This is a genomic window from Halogranum gelatinilyticum, from assembly GCF_900103715.1.
In the GTDB taxonomy this organism is placed as follows: domain Archaea; phylum Halobacteriota; class Halobacteria; order Halobacteriales; family Haloferacaceae; genus Halogranum; species Halogranum gelatinilyticum.
In genome coordinates this window covers 632,728-651,158 of the sequence record NZ_FNHL01000002.1, presented here as the reverse complement: position 1 = coordinate 651,158, position 18,431 = coordinate 632,728, and the positions used below count along the sequence as shown (strand labels likewise).

Annotated in this window: 25 protein-coding genes; 13 read left to right on the top strand and 12 right to left on the bottom strand. The window is 66.3% G+C overall.

Annotation, left to right across the window (positions count from 1 at the left end; translation table 11 throughout):
* Positions 1–89: 89 nt before the first annotated feature.
* Positions 90–1,973 (bottom strand): ATP-binding protein, encoded by a 1,884-nt coding sequence (locus tag BLR57_RS09840; RefSeq protein WP_089697333.1) that lies wholly within the window; start codon positions 1,971–1,973, stop codon positions 90–92.
* Positions 1,974–2,072: 99 nt separating this feature from the next.
* Between BLR57_RS09840 and BLR57_RS09835 the strand changes: the two genes are divergently transcribed.
* Positions 2,073–2,414, top strand: a complete 342-nt coding sequence (locus BLR57_RS09835) for a DUF7113 family protein (RefSeq protein ID WP_089697331.1) — start codon at positions 2,073–2,075, stop codon at positions 2,412–2,414.
* On the opposite strand, the gene BLR57_RS09830 is transcribed toward BLR57_RS09835, so the two are convergent.
* The 4 genes from BLR57_RS09830 to BLR57_RS09815 all read right to left on the bottom strand — a co-directional run bounded on the left by BLR57_RS09830 (position 2,415) and on the right by BLR57_RS09815 (position 4,758).
* Entirely contained in the window at positions 2,415–3,653 is a 1,239-nt protein-coding gene (locus BLR57_RS09830) for a DNA double-strand break repair nuclease NurA (RefSeq protein WP_089697329.1), read from the bottom strand.
* A 68-nt stretch (positions 3,654–3,721) separates the two neighbouring features.
* Positions 3,722–3,979 carry a DUF8066 domain-containing protein gene (locus BLR57_RS09825; RefSeq protein ID WP_089697326.1) on the bottom strand — a complete coding sequence of 86 codons (258 nt, stop codon included), beginning with the start codon at positions 3,977–3,979 and terminating at the stop codon, positions 3,722–3,724.
* Between the two features lie 32 nt (positions 3,980–4,011).
* Positions 4,012–4,401 (bottom strand): DUF7993 family protein, encoded by a 390-nt coding sequence (locus BLR57_RS09820; protein ID WP_089697323.1) that lies wholly within the window; start codon positions 4,399–4,401, stop codon positions 4,012–4,014.
* 162 nt (positions 4,402–4,563) lie between these two features.
* Positions 4,564–4,758 (bottom strand): cold-shock protein, encoded by a 195-nt coding sequence (locus BLR57_RS09815; RefSeq protein ID WP_089697321.1) that lies wholly within the window; start codon positions 4,756–4,758, stop codon positions 4,564–4,566.
* A 257-nt stretch (positions 4,759–5,015) separates the two neighbouring features.
* Here BLR57_RS09815 and BLR57_RS09810 point away from each other — a divergent pair, with 257 nt between their 5' ends.
* Entirely contained in the window at positions 5,016–5,660 is a 645-nt protein-coding gene (locus BLR57_RS09810; RefSeq protein ID WP_089697319.1) for a class I SAM-dependent methyltransferase, read from the top strand.
* Positions 5,661–5,684: 24 nt separating this feature from the next.
* On the opposite strand, the gene BLR57_RS09805 is transcribed toward BLR57_RS09810, so the two are convergent.
* Together BLR57_RS09805 and BLR57_RS09800 are read right to left on the bottom strand one after the other, a co-directional pair.
* Positions 5,685–6,134: a DUF2240 family protein gene (locus BLR57_RS09805; protein WP_089697317.1), complete on the bottom strand. Its 450-nt coding sequence runs from the start codon at positions 6,132–6,134 to the stop codon at positions 5,685–5,687.
* A gap of 65 nt (positions 6,135–6,199) precedes the next feature.
* Positions 6,200–6,484: a HalOD1 output domain-containing protein gene (locus BLR57_RS09800; protein WP_280140447.1), complete on the bottom strand. Its 285-nt coding sequence runs from the start codon at positions 6,482–6,484 to the stop codon at positions 6,200–6,202.
* Between the two features lie 198 nt (positions 6,485–6,682).
* On the opposite strand from BLR57_RS09800, the gene BLR57_RS09795 reads away from it, so the two are divergent.
* Positions 6,683–7,060 (top strand): 30S ribosomal protein S8e, encoded by a 378-nt coding sequence (locus BLR57_RS09795; protein ID WP_089697313.1) that lies wholly within the window; start codon positions 6,683–6,685, stop codon positions 7,058–7,060.
* 91 nt (positions 7,061–7,151) lie between these two features.
* On the opposite strand, the gene BLR57_RS09790 is transcribed toward BLR57_RS09795, so the two are convergent.
* Both BLR57_RS09790 and BLR57_RS09785 read right to left on the bottom strand, forming a co-directional pair.
* Positions 7,152–7,844, bottom strand: coding sequence for an SDR family NAD(P)-dependent oxidoreductase (locus BLR57_RS09790; protein WP_089697311.1), 693 nt, complete (start codon positions 7,842–7,844; stop codon positions 7,152–7,154).
* 111 nt (positions 7,845–7,955) lie between these two features.
* Entirely contained in the window at positions 7,956–8,309 is a 354-nt protein-coding gene (locus tag BLR57_RS09785; protein ID WP_244509975.1) for a hypothetical protein, read from the bottom strand.
* 142 nt (positions 8,310–8,451) lie between these two features.
* On the opposite strand from BLR57_RS09785, the gene fdhF reads away from it, so the two are divergent.
* The 5 genes from fdhF (at position 8,452) to BLR57_RS18935 (ending at position 12,986) form a co-directional block, all read left to right on the top strand.
* Positions 8,452–10,512: a formate dehydrogenase subunit alpha gene (gene fdhF / locus BLR57_RS09780; protein WP_089697307.1), complete on the top strand. Its 2,061-nt coding sequence runs from the start codon at positions 8,452–8,454 to the stop codon at positions 10,510–10,512.
* A 111-nt stretch (positions 10,513–10,623) separates the two neighbouring features.
* Positions 10,624–11,061 (top strand): pyridoxamine 5'-phosphate oxidase family protein, encoded by a 438-nt coding sequence (locus BLR57_RS09775; protein WP_089697305.1) that lies wholly within the window; start codon positions 10,624–10,626, stop codon positions 11,059–11,061.
* Positions 11,062–11,065: 4 nt separating this feature from the next.
* Entirely contained in the window at positions 11,066–12,031 is a 966-nt protein-coding gene (locus BLR57_RS09770; protein ID WP_089697303.1) for a PfkB family carbohydrate kinase, read from the top strand.
* Between the two features lie 142 nt (positions 12,032–12,173).
* Entirely contained in the window at positions 12,174–12,647 is a 474-nt protein-coding gene (locus tag BLR57_RS09765; RefSeq protein WP_089697301.1) for a universal stress protein, read from the top strand.
* A 174-nt stretch (positions 12,648–12,821) separates the two neighbouring features.
* A complete protein-coding gene (locus BLR57_RS18935) occupies positions 12,822–12,986 on the top strand; it encodes a zinc ribbon domain-containing protein (protein ID WP_139173322.1) in 165 nt (54 codons plus the stop codon).
* Between the two features lie 115 nt (positions 12,987–13,101).
* On the opposite strand, the gene BLR57_RS09760 is transcribed toward BLR57_RS18935, so the two are convergent.
* From BLR57_RS09760 to BLR57_RS09750, 3 genes are all read right to left on the bottom strand, one after another.
* Positions 13,102–14,253 (bottom strand): MBL fold metallo-hydrolase, encoded by a 1,152-nt coding sequence (locus BLR57_RS09760; RefSeq protein WP_089697299.1) that lies wholly within the window; start codon positions 14,251–14,253, stop codon positions 13,102–13,104.
* Between the two features lie 69 nt (positions 14,254–14,322).
* Complete coding sequence (locus BLR57_RS09755; RefSeq protein WP_089697297.1) at positions 14,323–14,904, bottom strand: DsrE/DsrF/DrsH-like family protein; 582 nt, start codon at positions 14,902–14,904, stop codon at positions 14,323–14,325.
* A gap of 3 nt (positions 14,905–14,907) precedes the next feature.
* The gene (locus BLR57_RS09750) at positions 14,908–15,153 is read right to left on the bottom strand and encodes a sulfurtransferase TusA family protein (protein WP_089697295.1); all 246 of its coding nucleotides are present in this window, start codon (positions 15,151–15,153) and stop codon (positions 14,908–14,910) included.
* A 246-nt stretch (positions 15,154–15,399) separates the two neighbouring features.
* Between BLR57_RS09750 and BLR57_RS09745 the strand changes: the two genes are divergently transcribed.
* From BLR57_RS09745 to BLR57_RS19380, 5 genes are all read left to right on the top strand, one after another.
* On the top strand, positions 15,400–16,587 hold the full coding sequence (locus BLR57_RS09745) for an MBL fold metallo-hydrolase (RefSeq protein ID WP_089697293.1): 1,188 nt from the start codon (positions 15,400–15,402) through the stop codon (positions 16,585–16,587).
* A 2-nt stretch (positions 16,588–16,589) separates the two neighbouring features.
* Positions 16,590–17,063, top strand: coding sequence for a YeeE/YedE family protein (locus BLR57_RS09740; RefSeq protein WP_089697291.1), 474 nt, complete (start codon positions 16,590–16,592; stop codon positions 17,061–17,063).
* 23 nt (positions 17,064–17,086) lie between these two features.
* Positions 17,087–17,524, top strand: a complete 438-nt coding sequence (locus tag BLR57_RS09735) for a DUF6691 family protein (RefSeq protein WP_089697650.1) — start codon at positions 17,087–17,089, stop codon at positions 17,522–17,524.
* A 111-nt stretch (positions 17,525–17,635) separates the two neighbouring features.
* Positions 17,636–18,046 (top strand): helix-turn-helix domain-containing protein, encoded by a 411-nt coding sequence (locus tag BLR57_RS09730; RefSeq protein ID WP_089697288.1) that lies wholly within the window; start codon positions 17,636–17,638, stop codon positions 18,044–18,046.
* Positions 18,047–18,281: 235 nt separating this feature from the next.
* The gene (locus tag BLR57_RS19380; protein ID WP_170830603.1) at positions 18,282–18,431 is read left to right on the top strand and encodes a DUF7512 family protein; all 150 of its coding nucleotides are present in this window, start codon (positions 18,282–18,284) and stop codon (positions 18,429–18,431) included.

Genomic DNA, 18,431 nt, shown 5'->3' with positions numbered 1-18,431 from the left:
ACGAGGGCCACGGCGTCTCACTCGCCGTGTCGGGTGAGACATCGTCACGGCTGGTTCACCGTTCCGCGGCGACGAGTGCCGCGGAGACTTCACTCGCCGTGCCGAGTCAAACACTTCGACAGCCCGATCAACTCCACCGGCTCGGAGTTGTCCGGCGAGTACACGACCATCTGGCCTTTCTCCATGTAGGGCACCTTGTTCGCGAGCTTCTGGGGGATGTTGACCGATTTGATCGCGTCCTCGTCGCCGAGGTTGAGGATGATTTTCGTGTTTACCTGCTTGAAGACGGGTTCGGCGATGTCCTGGGGGTCCTGCGTGATGAGGAACAGACCGAGTCGCTCCTTGCGGCCCTGTTTGGCGGCTTCGGTGAACTTCGAGATGACCTTGCGGGCCTGTACACTGTCGGCGTCGGTGAGGAAGTTGTGCGCCTCGTCCATGCCGACGACGAGCGGCGTCTCCTTGATGCGGTCGTGGGCGGGGCTGTTCGAGAGCTTCTCGTCGATGAGGAGACTCGACACCGCGAGCACGACGATTTCGGTCGCGCGAGAGTTGTTGATGTGGTAGGTCGGGACCACCGACAGGCCGCCGGGCCGGACGAGGTCGTGGACGAGTTCCGTAATGGGCCGGGCGTCCTGGTCGAAGACCTGGTTCGCGGCCTTGGTGCGGGTCTTCCGCATCACGGCGTCGAAGGTCGCCTCGTGGATGCGGCCGGACTCGTCGTACTCCTCGCGCAGTGCCGGGTCGTCTAGGAAGTTGACGAACTGCCGGTAGGTCCCCGAGTTGCCGTAGTCGCGGAAGAAGCGGTCGAGCAGGAGCGTCAGCGCGTTGTACTGGTTGTCGTTGAGACTCGCGCCGGCGACGAGCCACGGCCGCTGGCGGACCATCGAGAAGGGGATGGTGAACGACACCTGCTCGGCGCGGTGGCCCGTGCCGGGATACGTCGACTTGTCGACCTCGGGCACGAGCGCGACGGTGTCGGAGTGGCCGCCGTAGGCGACGCCCTCGCGGTCGAGTTTCCGGGCGAAGTCGGCGTCGAGGTCGGGGTTGTCGTCGTGCATCTGGGCGTACTCGTCCTGCGGGTCGAACTGCACGACCGCAGTTTGGACCTCGCGGCCGTCGTCCATCGCGTAGGTCCGCTCCTCGGTGAGATACTGCCGGAGGATGTTCTTCGAGCCGTGGGTCTTGCCCGACCCCGTCCCGCCGGCGACGAGGGTGTGCCGAAAGACGAGCGGGTCGCCGTCGCGGTAGTCGTCCTTCAGCCGGTAGTCGATAGTCGGCGGTTCGGCCGCCGTCCGGACCTTCTCGCCGCCGACGGAGAGATGCCCGAGGAAGACGCCGTCTTCCGGAATTTTGAGTCCTGTTTTGATCTGCTCGCTGTCGGTCGCCTCCGCGATGACCGAGCCGGGTTTGGGCACGCGGTCGGTCATCCGGCGTTTCAGCTCACCGCCCTCGCGGTAGAGCACGGCGACGGGTTCGAGCGAGGCCATGAACTTGTAGTCGCGTTCCTCGAAGTCGTCCTGCCGCATGGCACGACGGGCGTGAATCTCGGTGGCGTCGTCGGTTTGGAACTCCTGGGCGTATTCGAGGGAGGTGATGCGACAGAAGAGCGTCTCGTTGTCCGGATAGGGGACGAGCAGATACTTGCCGAGCCGGACGGTCTCGCGGTTGCCCGTGGTGACGAACGCCCGCAGCTCGGTGTCGTCGCCGTCCTCGGCGACGCGGAGCCCCTGCGAGACGGAGATAGTGCCGATGCCGCGGTCCGCGCCCGCCGCCTCGGCCGCGAACCGCTCGAAGCTACTGCCCGTCTCCGTCTCGGTCGCCGCCGTCTCGGTGTCGCCGTCGCCCCCGTCGGCCGCCGGGTCGGCGTCGTCGACAACAGCCTCGTCGGCAGCCTCGGCGGCCGGGCCACCCCCGCTGTCGTCGGCCTCGTCGCCGTCGTCAGCGGAGAATTCGGTGAAGTCCTCCAGAGTCATACCGAGGCCCACGGCGGCACTCGGCAAGGGCCTTTCCCTCCTGTCTATGGTCCGGCATCCCGCACACGTCTTTTAACGGCGGCCCCCTTAGGACGGGGTATGCTATTAGTTCGCGGTCACGCCGGCGGCACGGCGCTCACTGGGACGGTCTTCGAGCGCGGTGAGGAAGCGCCGTCGTACAAGGGCGCGCCCGACGAGGACGCGCCCTACGTCTGGGTCTGCGACGAGTTCTACGAGGTCGAGAGCGGCGGGTCGGCGACGACAATCGACGGTCGCGACATCAACGTCGCTTTCGATACGCCGATGCCCCGCGGCTTCGAGACGCGCGAGCAGGCATTGGCGGCCGCGAAAGAACACATCCGGACGCAGTTCGCCCGCGTCGGCATTGCCGAGGCGGACGTCGAGATCGAGGTCGTGAAACAGCAGCCCGGCGAGGCGTAGCTAGTACTCTTCTCCCCAGCGCACGTCGTTGTAGGTCTTGACGAACTCCGTGTCGAACTGCTCTTCGAGCTTCCGCCGCAGCGCGGCCTTCTCGCCTGCACCGATACGGGCGAGTTCGTCGGCCTTGTCGATGGCCTCCGGCGGCCCGCGGGCGATTGCGACGTCCGAGAGAATCTGCGTCGTCAGCGCCGTTCGCATCTCCTCGTCTCTCGTGAACGCGTAGGGTGCCTCGACGCGGTAGAGCAGGTCGCGTCGCGGCTCGTAGACGAGGAAGAACGTCACCTCGTACAGTTCGGGGTCGAGTTTCCGCTCGACACCTAAGGCGTCGCCGTCGGCGGCGAGCGTGCGGTCCGAGCCGCCGCGGGAGACGAACCACGAGGTGAACGTCAGGTCCTCGGTCAGCCGCTCGCCGTCCTCGCGGCGTTCGAGGAGACGAGTGAAGAGGGCGGTGTCGTCGACCCACGGCGCGTCGACGCCCTTCTCGCGGACAGTTCGTGTAATCAGCTTCGCCGAGGGGTTCTTGATGAAGCCCGCCAGCGGCACGTCCTTCTCGACGAACGTCTCGACGAGCCGGATGTAGTTCTCGACGATGCTCCGAGGTTTGGCCTCGCGGGCGAGTTCCCCTAACTCGGCGTCACGATCCTGCCAGTTCAGGAGTTCCTTGGGGTACAGCGGCCCGTCGAGCAAGAGGAGGTCCTCGACGGTGTTGGCGTGGACGAGCGCGTGGTCGCTCTCGGCGAGATAGAGCGAGAGCGCGTGGACGACGCCCTCGGCGAACCGCGAGACGCGGGGGGCGTGGAGGATGCGCCGACGGCTGTAGCCGCGGTCGTCGTGCATCCAGTCTTCGGGGAAGTGGTCCGTGGCGTCGTTGCTGTGGACCGTCGCGACGATGCTACGCGAGCGGTGGAGGTCGAGGTCCGTCGGCACCGACGCCATCGCGGCGTGCGCGAGGTCGAGCACGAGCCCGTTCTTGAACGTCGTCGGGTTGATGGTCCCCGAGTCGAGACCGTGGACGGTCGGGAAGGGCGTGTCGGCGAGCGCGACGTCGTCGATGGCGGCCGCTTGCAACTGTTGTTCGCCGAGCGGTTCGATCACTTTGCGGCCGCTGTGGTGCAGCGGGTCGAGCCAGTCGGCCCAGACCGCCTCGGCGAGACCGTCGTGGTCGCTGTCGTCCACGCTCCCGGCGATGGCACTGGCCAGTCGCGCGATGCTGTCGACGTGGACGGGGTCGAGGGTCATTACCGGGTGAGGGTGGCGCGGCGGCTAAAAGGGTGGGGATGGGAGTCAGTCGGCGGCGGCGAGACTAATTAGTCGTCGTCCGCCTCGAACGTCGACTCGTCGGCGAGGTCTTCGGTCGCGTCGGCGATGCGTTCGACGGCCTGCACGAGTCGCCACAGCAGCCAGAGGACGAACGCCATGAGGGCGAAGTAGACGAGCGTGACGAGCCCACCGACGAGCGATCCGAAGCCGAAGCCGGCGAAGACGAGTACCGTCAAGACGAGGACGACGGCGAGCGTGACGACAGCGTTGTCGAGGAGGGTGGAGAGGTCGATAGTGGGGGCCATACGTCAGCAACCGCGGACCGCGAACAAAAAGCCTACTCCTCGGCCGTCGATGCCAACACGACCTCGAAGACCGGGAGAATCCACTTCACCTGCGCGCCGTCCTCGACGAACACCAACGTCCGCGGGGGCTGGGTCGCCTTCGGCCGCACGCGGAGGTCCTGTTTCTCCCCACTCTCGGCAGCGACGTCGACGTCGACGAGGAACTCGACGCGGGCGCGGTCGTCCTGGACGTAGACCTCGGCGATTCGCTCGTTTGTCGCGTCGTCAGCGACGGCGTACGCGAGTGCCCCGTCCGCCGTCGGTTCGACGTCCGCGTCGGCGTCGACGACCGACAGCGGACCGAGCCTGCCGCTGTTGCCGGTGATCTCCGAGGAGAGAAGCTGTGCGACGCGTTTCCCGTCGCGGAGGCGGTCCTGCACCATACCCGTCGTTGTCGGGGCGGGGAGTTAGGGTGTTCGACTTGGGGTTTCGGCGTCGCTCGTCGGTGCGGGTCGGTAGATGTGACGGCCGCGCCGCTCTCCGGTGTGAGTCTGCTGAGAATGTTGTGGGGTCGTTGAGCCGCGTGAACGGCGTACTAAACTAGTTTAAAGTCGGGTCAGGTTCTTCGCGCGCGGGCCCTTCGGGGCCTGCTCGATTTCGAATTCGACTTCCTGACCTTCTTCGAGGTCCGGACCGCTGATGTCTTCCATGTGGAAGAACACGTCGTCGTCCGCATCGTCCGTCGAGATGAAACCGTAGCCGCCTGTGTCGTTGAAGAAATCAACGTTTCCTTTCGCCATTGCAACTGAACACAACAGAGGCACCACTTTAAGACTTGTGAGAGTCGTGGTACCACAGGGGCCGATTTTTAGACAAACGTTATTGGAACGGGGTATAAAATAGACATTTGGTTCTATCCCGTCGGTTCTCGCCTCATTCGCTGACCGGTTCGCAGCCACCTCGGTGATTTATGTGCGGTATCCACAGTTCCCGACAGTCGAAGCCGCCGACGGCGGCTACTACGAGGACTTATCCGACTGCGCGGGCAGGTGCGAATGTGGATTCTAACGACGTCCGTCGCGAGTGGGCAGAGCGGTCCGGAGAGTTCTCGCCGGAGTACTACGCCTACCGTGGGCCAGACGAGACGAGCGAGCGGATTCGGACCGTGCTCGACCGCGAGGTCGGGACGGACGCGTCCGTGCTCGAACTCGGCTGTAGCGCGGGACGTCATCTCGCACATCTCGCCGACAACGGCTACGACGACCTCCACGGCGTCGACATCAACGAGGAGTCCTTCGACGTGATGGCCGAGGCGTATCCGGACCTCGCCGAGACGGGGACGTTCTACGTCGACGCCATCGAGTCAGTCGTCGAGCGGTTCGACGACGACCGTTTCGACGCCGTCTACTCGGTCGAGACGCTCCAACACATCCATCCCGACCACGACGAGGTCTTCGGAGAACTGACGCGGATCGCCGACGACCTCGTCGTCACCGTCGAGAACGAGTCAGGGACGGAAGACGAGGAGAACGTGGCTGCGGACGGCGTCGGCGACGCTTCGGACGAGGCGGTCAACTACGTCAACGACGAGTTCCCGCTCTACTACCGCGACTGGAACGCGGTCTTCACCGAACTCGGATGGGCCGAGATCGAGTCGGTGTCCGCCGACCGCGACACGCTCCGGGCGTTCCGGCCCGCGTGAGCGGCGACGGACGGTGAGACCGACTCAGGCTCCGACGAGTTCGTCGCGGGCCTTCCGGACCGCGTCGCCGACGTCGACGCCGTTCTTGTGGGCGTAGAGAATCGCCGCCGTCTCCAGTGTCACGCCGAGTTCGCGCTGGCTCTCGTTTGCCGTCGCGACGACCGTCTGTTTCTCGTGGCCCGCCGCGACGAGCGCGTCGAGCACCATCTCGAAGGTCGACTGCTCACGGATGATAGAGGCGTCGGGCGCGAAATCTTCGGGAATCTCTATATCTGACGGGTCGAACTGGGCGACGAGCTCGCCGTCCTCGCGGGCGACGAGACCGCGGCCGGTCGCGACGTCGATGAGACGCTTCGCCTGGTCGGGCGAGAACCAGTCGCGGTCCAGCGAGAGCGCGACGACGAACGCACCCTCTTCCAGGCGGGTCTTGCCCTGTTGGCGGAACGGCACGGCCACGGCGACGTCGAGACTCATTAGAGAGAGGAGACGCGAGCAGTCCACTAAACCTTGCTAAACAGAACGTCGAATCGCGCGGGAATCTACTCGGGCGTGACGACGACGCGGCCGTCCCCGTGGACGTGGATTTCACAGCCGAGCATGGAGAAGACGACCCGACCGCCCTCTCGTGGCGAGCCATCGAAGCGGTCGGCGAAGAGTCCGTCGAGCGCGTCGGGGTCAACGTAGTCGTTCAGTTCGACGTCCATCTGGGTCACGGGGACGCCGGTCGCTTGGCTGACGGCATCGATGACGGTCATACCGAGCGGTTCTTCAGGGTGAGTCTGTTGCTCGGTCACTTCGCTTATCCGGATTGTTCGTTCTGACATAACCTGCGTCAACGCGCCGCTCAGGTATAAGGCGCGCGTTACGAGAAAAGTGCCCGACCGTAGCCGAGGAAACGAATGACGTGTCAGGCTGGAGACGTGTCGGCGAATCCATCCCTGCGACGGCCTCGCGTGGCTGGCAGGGCCACCGTCCGGACCCGTTTCGGTTCATTCAAGTAGTTGCTGGCAGTTCTACCCGGTATGAAAGACCAGGGACGCTCCAAGCGAAAGCGTACCGGCGGCCGACTGAAGCCGTTCCGGAACAAGAAGCGCTACCAGCTCGGCCGCGAGCCGGCTGAGACGACCGTCGGCGAGCCGCGGATGCAGGTCATCGACTCCCGCGGTACCGAGACGAAGACCCGCGCGCTCTCGACGAACGTCGCGCAGGTCGCCGACGGCGGCGAGACGAAGCAGGCGACCATCGAGAACGTCGTCGACAACCCGGCCAACATCAACTACATCCGCCGGAACATCATCACGAAGGGCGCAATCATCGACACGGACCTCGGTAAGGCCCGCGTGACCTCCCGCCCCGGCCAGAACGGCCAGGTCAACGCCGTCCTCGTCGACGACGAGTAATCCCCTCGCTTCTTTCGACGTTCTCCGACTCCCGAGCGGTTGCTGTCGCTCGCGTCCAGCCTGAATCACAGAACCGAACCGTAGTGACGGCTCAGCGCGTCGCCTTCTTCCAGTCGCGGACGGTCAGCCGACCGCCGTCGAACTCCGCGGCGTCGACCTCGCTCGCGGCCCAGACGTACAGCCCGGCGAGGTCCGCCGGGTCCCGACCCTGGCCACCTGTCAGCTCCGTCGCGGCGAGGCCGGGGTCGACGACGCCGACGGCCTGCTCGACGTCGACGGCGAAGCCGCGCGCGACCGCCTCGGCGGCCGCCTTCGACACCGCGTACGAACCCATCCCGGACTTGGCTTCCTGGGCGACGGAGCCGGAGGGGATCAGCACGCGGCCGTCGGGAGCCATATGCGGCAGTGCCTCGCGGACCGTCGCGTAGACGCCGCGGACGTTCGTCCGGAGCGTGTCGTCGAAGGCGGTGTAGGATTCGTCCGCCAGCGGCATCCCGCCGGGGTCGCCGTGGATGGTGGCCGCGTTGGCGACGACGACGTCGATGCCGTCGGTCCCCTTCGCGGCGGTCTCCATCAGCCGTTCGACATCGAACTCATCGCGCACGTCCGCGCGGACCGCGGTCACGTCGCCGGCGACGTCTGTGATGTCGGCGACGGCGGCGTCGAGATCCGCCTGCTCGCGGCCACAGATGACGACGTGTGCGCCCGCCGCCGCGTAGGCGGCCGCGATGGCTTTCCCGAGTCCGCGACTCCCCCCAGTTACGACTGCCGTCTTGCCGTCCATGCCCGTCGTAGGGGGGAATCCGTCCTAAAAGTACGGCTCGCGGAAGCGACGGCCGACCCGAGCACCGAGCAGCAGTACCGACGAGGGCTACGTCGCGGCCCACGTCGCTTCTCATCCGGCGTCGGCGAGGACGCCGGTGGGGTCCCACAGGAGGTCGACGAGACTTCCGACACCGACCAAGACGAGAACCACGGGCAGGTCGGTCGGCGCGCCGAGGAGGAGTGCGACGACGCCGACGACGCCAAGTGGGACGGCGAGGACCCGCGAGGCGTAGACCCCCCGCCCGACGAACGAGTACGCGAGCGTGACGAGCGCGTAGCCGGTCAGCGAGACCACCACCAGGAGCCTGACGGGACTCCCGCCCCGAACGAGAGCCAGGCCCGTGGCGACGAGACAGCCGACGGCGAGCAGTCCGAACAGGAGCTGCCGCCAGCTCGGAGTCTGCCGGTTCGGTGTTGCGGACATGAGTGATATTTTCAGCCGTTCGTGAAAGAATCTTTCCCTGGCACGTCGCCCTCGTTTCGGTTGGTCGTCGGAATCCGACCGGCTCCGGCGGCGGCGAAACCGGGCAAGCGGCTTTGTCACCTCGCCTCGAACTCCGACCGAGATGAGTCCGCCCACTCCACGCGAGAGCGTCTGTCCCTTCTGCGGCGTCGGCTGCGGCATCCAGTACAATCCGACCAACGGAAAGGCGGTCGGCTGGCATGGCGCTGTCAACACGCGCGGGGAGGTCTGTCCCAAAGGCGTCGCCGCCTTCGACGTCGTCGGCCACGAGGACCGGCTCACCCGGCCGCTCGTCCGCGGCGACGATGGCCAGTTGCACGAGGCGACGTGGGACGAGGCACTGTTGCGAGTCGAGACCGCCTTCGGCGAGATCGTCGCCGAGCACGGTCCCGACGCGCTCGCCTTCTTCGCCTCTTCGAACTGCACGAACGAGGAGAACTACGTCTTCCAGAAGCTCGCTCGTCTGCTGGGAACGAACAACGTCGACAACTGCGCGCGGCTGTGTCACGCCTCGACCGTCGCGGCGATGAGCGACCGGCTGGGCGCAGGCGCGATGACCAACTCGCTTACCGATCTGCGGGACCACGCCGACTGTTTCCTCGTCGTCGGCGCGAACCCCGCCGAACAGCATCCCATCGTCTTCCGGTCGTACGTGCTCCCCGCGCTGGCCCGCGGGGCGACCCTGATTCACGTCGACCCGCGGGAGAACGCGACGACCGACGCCGCCGATCTCCATCTCCCCGTGCGCCCCGGCTACGACATCCCGCTGCTCAACGCGATGGCGAAAGTCGTGGTCGAGGAGGGTCTCGTCGACCGCGATTTCCTGACCGAGCGCGTCACCGGCGACGAGGACTTTCGAGCGTTCCTCGACGGCGTCGACGTCGACCGCGAGGCCGGCCGCGCGGGCGTCGACCCCGACCTCGTCCGCGAGGCGGCGCGAACCTACGCTGGCGCGGGGAACGCGACGACGTTCACCGGGATGGGGATGAGCCAGCACCACTACGGCACCGACAACGTCCACGCGCTCGTCAACCTCGCGCTGCTGACCGGAAACCTCGGCAAACCCGGTGCAGGCGTCAACCCGCTGCGCGGCCAGAACAACGTACAGGGCGCGGGCGACGTCGGCGCGCTCCCGAACCTCCTGCCGGGCTACGCCGACGTGACCGACGACGCGGCCCGCGCCCGCGTCGCCGACGAGTGGGGCGTCGACGCCGACGACCTCCCCGCGCTGCCCGGTCTCACCGAGGTGGAGACGACCCACGCCTTCGGCGACAGCGTCCACGGCGCGTTCGTCTTCGGCGAGAATCCGCTCGTCACCGAACCGAACCTCGCCCGCGTCCGCGAGGGGTTCGCGAACCTCGACTGTCTGGTCGTCCTCGACATCTTCCCGACCGAAACAGCCGAACTCGCGGACGTCGTCCTGCCCGGGAGTGCGTGGGCCGAGAAAGACGGAACGGTGACCAATACAGATAGACAAGTCCAGCGGATGCGGCCCAACGCGGACCTCCCCGGCGACGCCCGCAGGGACCTCGATATCCTCTGTGACCTCGGCCGACGGCTCACGGGCCGCGAGGACCAGTTCGGCTGCGACGGTCCCGAGGCGGTCTTCGCGGAACTCACGCGCGTCACGCCGCAGTACGCCGGGATGAGCTACGACGGCATCGGGACGGGGAGCCAGCGGTGGCCGTTCCCTGAAGGAGCCTCGGAGGGCACCGCCGTCCTCCACGTCGACGAGTTCGCCTCGGGGTCGAAGACGGCCAAGTTGCGGCCCGTCGTCCACGTCGACCCCGCCGACAGCGTCGCCGACGACGAACTCGTGCTCACGACGGGGCGCGTCCTCCAGCAGTTCAACAGCGGCGCGGTCACCCGCCGGTCGGGGATGCTGACCCGCCTCCGCGGCAGCGACGTCCTGCAGATACATCCCGACGACGCGGGGTCGCGAGGAATCGCCGACGGCGACCGCGTCGTCGTCGAGAACGACCGTGGAACGGTGACCGTCGCGGCCGAGGTGACGCCCGCGATACGGCCGGGCGTCGTCTTCGCGACGTTCCACTACGCCGAGCCGCTCATCAACGACCTCACCGGCGACGCGCTCGACCCGGTCGCCAAGATACCCGAGTTCAAGCACTCGGCGGTGAGGGTGCGTGTCGCCGACGACGTGTGAGGGTGCAGGTCGCTGACGACGTGTGAGCGGCGGGTCGTTGCCGACGCGCACGGTTCTCGACGCGTGCGAACCGACGGCACAGTCATCCTCTCAGGCGGTGTACTGTCGGGTATGAAAGAGATCGAGTACACCTACACCGTCGGGATGGACGACGAGGACGTCCAGGAGGTACTGACGAACCACCGGACCGGGACGCTCGCGCTCGCGGCCGACGGCGAGGCGTACAGCATCCCCGTGGCCTACCACTACGAGGACGGCGCGCTCTACTTCCGCCTCGGCGAGCATCCGGGCAGCGAGAAGATGCGGTTTCTCGACGCGACCGAGCAGGCTTGTCTCGTCGTCTACGACCACGACCCCGAGACCAACACCTCGTGGAGCGTTGTCGTCCGTGGGCCGGTGAGCCGCTCCGACGAGGAGGTCCCCGGCATCGCAGAGCGGAGCGCGTACTACGTCCCGCTGCGGGTGTTCGACGAACCGATAGAGGAACTCGACCCCGTGCTCGTCCGCCTCGACATCGACGAGATTACGGGGCGACGTACCGGCGACTAGACCGATGGGAACCGTCGTCAGCCTCGGAAGCATCAACGTCGACCTCGTCTCGACACTGGACACTGCCGCCCTCGACGACCTCGCCACCGGCCGCGAGTGGTTCCCCGCGGCCGGGGCGACCGTCCGAGTCGAGACGCTCCCCGACGAGATCGAAGCCCTCCCGCACGAGGTCTATCTCGGCGGCAAGGGAGCGAACCAAGCCGTCGCGGCCGCCCGCGCCGACGCGGACACGACGCTGCTCGGGAAGGTCGGCCGCGACGAGACCGAGTTCGGCGTCTGCGACGGCTTGCGCGAGAGCGGCGTCGACGTCGAGCGCGTCGGCCGCAGCGACGACGAGACCGGCAAAGCCGCCGTCTTCGTCGACGAAGCCGGGGAAAACCGCATCGCCATCGTCGAGGGTGCAAACGGCGCGGTCGACGAGGGCTACGTCGCGGCCCACGACGCCCGAATCCGCGCCACCGACTGCCTGCTCCTCCAGAACGAGATTCCGGTACCGCCGGTACTCGAACTCCTTGACCGTCTCGCCGAAATCGACGACGGGCCGACTGTCGTCGTCGACCCCGCGCCCGTCGACGGCGCGGCCCCGCTCGTCCGGCATCCCGCGGTCGACGTCGTCCGGCCGAACGAGTACGAGTACGTCGCGCTCGGCGACGCGCTCGCGGACTTCTCGGGGACGGTCGTCCAGACCCGGGGCTCCGAGAGCGTGCTGGTCGAGAACAGCGAGACGTTCACCGTCTCGCCGCCGCCGACGAACCCGGTCGACACGACAGGCGCGGGCGACACCTTCAACGGCTATCTCGCCGCCGAGTTGGCTCGCGGGTCGTCGCTCCGGGCCGCCGTGGAGGTCGCGACCGTGGCCGCCTCGATGAGCATCGAGTCGGCGGGCGCGCAGGCGTCGATTCCGACGCTGGAAGCGGTTCGAGCGTACGCCGACGCGGTCGACGCGACCGAGACCGGCGACACGGTCTGAACCCTGGCTCGGTCCGGGCGGTCGATTCGACGTAATCGCCCGACTCTGTCGACTCGCTCCGTTCGCTCGGAGCGGACAGTCCGTTCTCACGGGATGGGAACCACCCCTATCGGCTTATGTCCCCAGGCCCAAACACCACCTGATGTATTCGAAGATTCTCCTCCCGACCGACGGCAGCCAGACGACCGACGCAGTCGTCGACCACGCGGCCGCCCTCGCCGGCTGGCAGGACGCGACGGTCCACGTCCTCTACGTCGTCGACGACCGTGCCTTCCTGACGCTCAGTGACGACCTCGTCGACGACGTCACTGGCGAACTCGAACACGAAGGCCACGAGGTCACGGAGACGGCGGCGACGCTCCTCCGACAGGCTGGCGTCGACGCGGTCACTGCGGTACGGACGGGCAGCCCGAGCGACGCCATCCTCGAATACGCGGACGAGGAGGGCATGGACCTCGTGTTGATGGGTACTCGCGGTGCGGATTTCCGCCGTAACATGCTCGGTAGCGCGGCCCAGCGCGTCATCGCCCACGCGCCGGTGCCGGTGATGACCGTCGCGCTCGACGGGAAAGACGACGAGGTGACGCCGACCGTCGAGCCAGCGGGACAAGACTGAGCCGTCGAGAGATTTTTTCGCGCCGTCGAACGCTCTACAGACCAGATTCTCACTCGCGATTCCTTTCTCACGTTCTCGTGAGAGAGGTGATCGAGGTGAGAGAGGCGGCCGAGAAACGACCGAGAGACGCGCCCCCGAAGAACACTTATCCACGTCGAAACACTCCGTTGGGGTATGGGCCTTTTCAGCGACGTCGGACGGAAGTTCGAGGAGACGAAGCAGTCGCTCACCGATACCCAGCAGCCGGAGTACGTCTGTACTTCCTGTGAGGAACTCGTGAGAGAGGATTTCGAGTACTGTCCTCACTGTGGCGAGGATTCAGTCGAAGCAGCCGCGTAGCCACGCGTAGAAATCGCTGTCTCAACACGCCTTCGTGCGAAGGTTTCTGGTCGACGGTACTCACTTTCGGCCGACGCTATCCGCTCGCGGCCGACGTTACTCACTTCGGCCGACGTTACTCGCTCGCCGCACAGCGGTTCGGCCCGAGTTCCAACTCAGTCGCTTCCTGTTCGTCGTCGAGCCGGCGGCGACCCGTGTTGACGTCGATGACCGTCTCGTAGTTCGGCGGCTTCTCCGGCAGGCGGTCGGTCAGCCGCGAGACGAAGGTCTCCTCGTCGACCTGGAGCAGATCCTGCCCCGTCCTGAGTTCTCCGACCGTCGCGGAGATGGGTTCGCCGGGCGTGCCGTCGGTCGCCTCGCCGTCGTTCGAGAGCGCGAAGTGACCGGGGAGGACGGTCACGCTGTCGGGTTCGGCGAGGAGCGTGCGGTGGAGCGACCGGTAGAGCAAATGCGCGCCGTCGGCCGCGCCGCCGCCGCCGAACTGGAGTTCCGTGCGGCCGACACTGCCGACAAAGAGCGAGTCACCGGTCATGACGGCCTCGCCGTCGACGAGATAGCTCACCATCTCGGAGGTGTGGCCGGGCGTCGCGAGTGCCTTCACGTCGACGTCGCCGACGCGGACGACCTCGTTCGGCGAGAGCGCGTCGTAGGCGTACTCGACGCCGCGGTCGCGCGCGTCGGCTCCGAGATGGTAGGTCGCGCCGACCTCGTCGGCGAGGTTCCGGCCGCCGGAGACGTGGTCGGCGTGGACGTGCGTGTCGAAGACGTGGGTGATGGTGTAGCCGCGCTCTTCGGCCGCGGTGACGAACTCGTCGGTGTGTCGGGAAGCGTCGATGACGGCCGCCTCACGGCTCTCGACGTCGCCGACGAGGTAGCCGAGACAGCCTTTCGCGCGCCGTTGTATCTGGAGAATCTCGATACCGTCGCTCGCGGTCGGAATCTCGACGACGTCGTAGACGGCACTCCAGCCCTGCATCCCGTCGCTGACGACCGTGACGTCGTCGAAGCCGTGCTCGTCGAGGACGTCCGCGAAGTCGTTCGAGGAGATGCCCTTCGCGCAGATGGTGTAGATCGTGTCGTCCTCGGTGACGCCGGTCTCGGCTTTGAACCGCTCGGGGTCGAAGTCGTCGCCGGGCTTGTACGGATAGTTGACGGCCCCGTCGATGTGCCAGCCGGCGAAGTCGTCGGCGAGGCGGGTGTCGACGAGTTCGAAGTCAGCGTCGTCGATGCGGTCGCGGAGGTCGGTCGCGGTGAGTGTGTCGGTCATCGTTGTCGTGGAGAGAGGGTGGTAACTGAGTTAAGGGTGTGTGGCTGGTCGAAAAGCGGTCGAATCCGGTCAGATGAACAGTTGGACGTCGGCGTCGGCCATGAACTGCAGGGCCGTCGCCGCACCGACGCCGGTGGTGACGCCGTCGTAGAAGTCGTCCTCGTCGTAGTCCATCAGGTCGATGGTCATCTGACAGGCCTGGAACTCCACGCCCATATCGAGGGAGGTCTGAATGAGTTCCTCGATGGAGGCGGTGTTGTTGTCGGCGATCTTCTTCTGCATCATGCGCGTCGCCATCGAGTCCATGCCCGGCAGGGCGGCGACGGCGTTCGGCATCGGCATACTGGGGTTGCCGACGGCGCTCAGCTTGAGGTTCTTCGACCGCTCCTCGTGGAGGATGTCGAGTCCCCAGAAGGTGTGGAAGACCTCCACCTCCCAGCCGAAGGCCGCGGCCGTGCTGGCGAGGATGAGCGGCGGGTAGGCCATGTCGAGGGTGCCCTTCGTCGCGATGATGGACAGTTTCTTCTGTCCGTCCTCGTCGCTCACGGCGGCGAGCTGGCTCTCGAGTTCGTCGATACGGTCTTCGAGTGCGGCGACGGTCTCGGGGTCGACCGTCGTCGTCTCTGTGGTGTTCGGCGTGTCAGTGCTCATGGATTACTCCGTCTTGCGGACGTAGTGGGTGTAGACGCCGTCGCCTTCGACCTGGTCGACGAGTTCCACGCCGGCCGTCGAGTCGGCCCACCCCTTGATGTCGCTCATGCTGCCGGAGTCGGTGGCGACGACTTCCAGCACGTCGCCCACTGCGAGACCGTCGGTGGCCTGCTTGGTCTTGATGACCGGCATCGGGCAGTTTGCTCCCTGTACGTCGAGCGTGTCGGTGACGTCGATTTCGCTGCTCATTGATGTGTGGTCCGTTATTGGACGTACTACACAATATTGGGCCGCCCGGTAAAAGTGTGTCGATGAATGGGTATTCTACACACAACCGTGGTCGGCGTCGACAGCCGCACACGGGACACACACTATGTATTGGCGGTCTTGCTCCCATCATCTCCCATTCACTGTGACTCGGCCGAGAGACAGTATTGTGCATAGTGTGTATTTCTATCCAAACCGTTAAGGCAACGCGTCCGATAGGTGAGTGTGATGAGTGATTCAGCGTTTCCCGAACCGGACGTCGCGGTCGACGCGACGACGCCCGAGGAACTGAAGGCACAGCTCGACGACGGCGACGCGGTGACCGTACTCGACGTCCGCGCGACGAACGAGTTCGAGACGTGGCACATCGACGGCGAGAGCGCGACCGTCGTCAACGTCCCGTACTTCGACCTGCTCGACGGCATCCCGGCGGACCTGCTCGACCGGCTCCCCGACGGCCAGCCGGTCGTGGTCGTCTGCGCGAAGGGGGGCTCCAGCGAGTTCATCGCCGGACTCCTGAACGAGGAGGGCGTCGAGGCGACGAACCTCGAAAACGGCATGAAGGGTTGGGCGCGGATCTACGAGTACGCCGAACTCGACGTCGAGAGCGAGGCGACGGTCGCCCAGTACCGCCGTCCCTCCAGCGGCTGTCTGGCCTACCTCGTCGTCTCCGACGGCGAGGCAGCCGTTATCGACCCGCTGCGCGCCTTCGCCGACGAGTACGTTCAGGACGCTCGCGCGCTCGGTACGGAACTGACGTACGCGCTCGACACGCACGTCCACGCCGACCACATCTCCGGCGTCCGTGACGTCGCAGCCGAGACGGGTGCCGAGATCGTCCTCCCCGAGGCCGCCGTCGACCGCGGGGTCGAGTACGACGTGGACTACCGGACCGTCGCCGACGGCGACACCCTGACCGTCGGCACCGTCGACATAGACGTGATTCACACGCCCGGGCACACGAGTGGGATGACGAGTTACCTCATCGACGACGAGGTGCTTCTCACCGGCGACGGGCTCTTCACCGAGAGCGTCGCTCGCCCGGACCTCGAAGACGGCGACGACGGCGCGCCCGACGCCGCCGGAACGCTCTACGACACCCTCCAGGAGAAGGTGCTCACGCTCCCCGACGAGACGCTGATCGCTCCCGCACACTTCAGCGGTGCAGCGACACCCCGCGACGACGGCACCTACGCGGCCGCCGTCGGCGACCTGACCGCGCGGATGCCCGCGCTGGAAATGGATAGAGCCGAGTTCGTCGAGTTCGTCCTCTCGGATATGCCACCCAGACCGAGCAACTACGAGGAGATCATCGCGACGAACCTCGGGCAAGCGGATGCGACCGACGAGGAAGCCTTCGAACTCGAACTCGGCCCGAACAACTGTGCGGCCAGCAGCGAGGCACTGACCGACTGACGATGGTCGACATCGCCACGCTCTTTCCGAACGGCATCGCGCACTACGCGCTCGGTGGGCTGTTCATCGGCGTCGGTGCCGCGGTGATCTATCTCGGAACGGGCATCATCGCCGGTGCGAGCACGTTCCTGGAGTCGTCGCTCTCGTACGTCTCGCGGCTGCCGCGGTTCAACCAGGGGAAGTATCTCCAGTCGCGCGACTGGCGGGTCGTTTTCACCCTCGGCATCGTCGGCGGCGCGGCACTCTACACCGTGCTGTTCGGCGACTGGTGGACCACCGACGTCCAGTGGTGGCGGCTGCTCGGCGGGGGTATCCTCGTCGGCGTCGGCACCCGCCTCGGCAAGGGCTGTACCTCGGGCCACGGGGTCTGTGGGGTCGGCTCGGCGTCGCCGACGTCCATCGTCAACGTCGCGACGTTCATGGCCGTCGCCATCGGCACCGCCCAGCTGGTGCAGGCACTGGGGGTCGTGCCGTGAGCGAGGACCGCCACCCGCTGTTCATGCCGCTGATTCTCGTCGGCGGCCTGATCTTCGGGTTCGGACTCGCCCTGAGCCGGATGGCACGGCCCGAGGTCGTGCTGGACTTCCTCCAGTTCGAGGACTTGGGGCTCCTGTTCGTGATGGGCGGGGCCGCCGTCGTCACGGGCGTGGTGTTCTTCGTGGCGACCCGACTGGACCGGACGGCTCCGCTGACCGGCCAAGCGTACACTCGGCGGCTGAAGTCGATGGACCGCAACGTCCTGTTCGGCGGGGCGATCTTCGGCGTCGGCTGGGGGATCTCGGGAATCTGTCCCGGCGCGGCCTACGCCAGCCTCGGCGTCGGCAACCTCCCCATCCTCTGGGCCATCGCCGGGATGTTCCTCGGCGCGTACGCGCAGGGCTACCTCCGGGCGGCCGTCGCGGGCGACGCAGGGACCGCCGCGGTCGACGCTGACTGACCGCGGTCGACCCCGCTGTTCGCCCGAACTCGGCCGCGAGAACGGCTGTGCGCAATTGTGCACAAAGTAGACAAACCTTTTATCGAAGCGAATCTAGGATACAGAGAGAGCATGGCTAATTCGATGAACGAACTGATCCAGCAGGACATGGAGTGCGAGGGTCTGTTGGAGTGTATGCACGGGCTGAAAGAACTGGACAAGAAGTGCTTCCGTGCGCTGACTGCGAGCGCGGAGCCGCTCACCGTCGACGAGGTGGCAGACCGCGTCGAACGCGAACGCTCGACCGCCTACCGGTCCATCCAGCGGCTGCTTCAGACGGGCTTCATCCAGAAGGAACAGGTCAACTACGACCAGGGTGGCTACTACCACGTCTACCGGCCGACCGACCCCGAGCAGATCGCCGACGATATGCAGCGGATGCTCAACGACTGGTACGCAAAGATGGGGACGCTCATCCAGGAGTTCCGCGACAAGTATCCCGAGACCGAGCAGTCGGAGCAGCCCATTCCGGCCGAGAACTGACTCCCCGATTTTTGTCGAGCCTGCAACCGAGATAGCGAGATAGCGAGCTAACGAGCGAACGCGCCACCAACCGGTGAGCGACGTCGCCGACGTTGCTGACGAGGCCCGACAGGCTGACCGGCCTCGCCCAGTCCAGTGTATTGTGCGGTATTCCCAAAACTGTTAAGGCAACCGGTCGCTGAACTAGGATTGCATGAAGTACACAACACTGTCCGCCGCGGAGGAGTGGTAACCCGTGTTCGGTATCGAGACGCTCTCGGCCACGGCACAGGCGGCCGTGCTCGTCGGAATCGTTCTGGCCGAAGCACTCGCGCTGTACGTCGGCTACGGTGGGTTGACGCGGCTGCTCGCCCCCGTCGTCGCCGACGTGGTCGGTGGTGAGTAG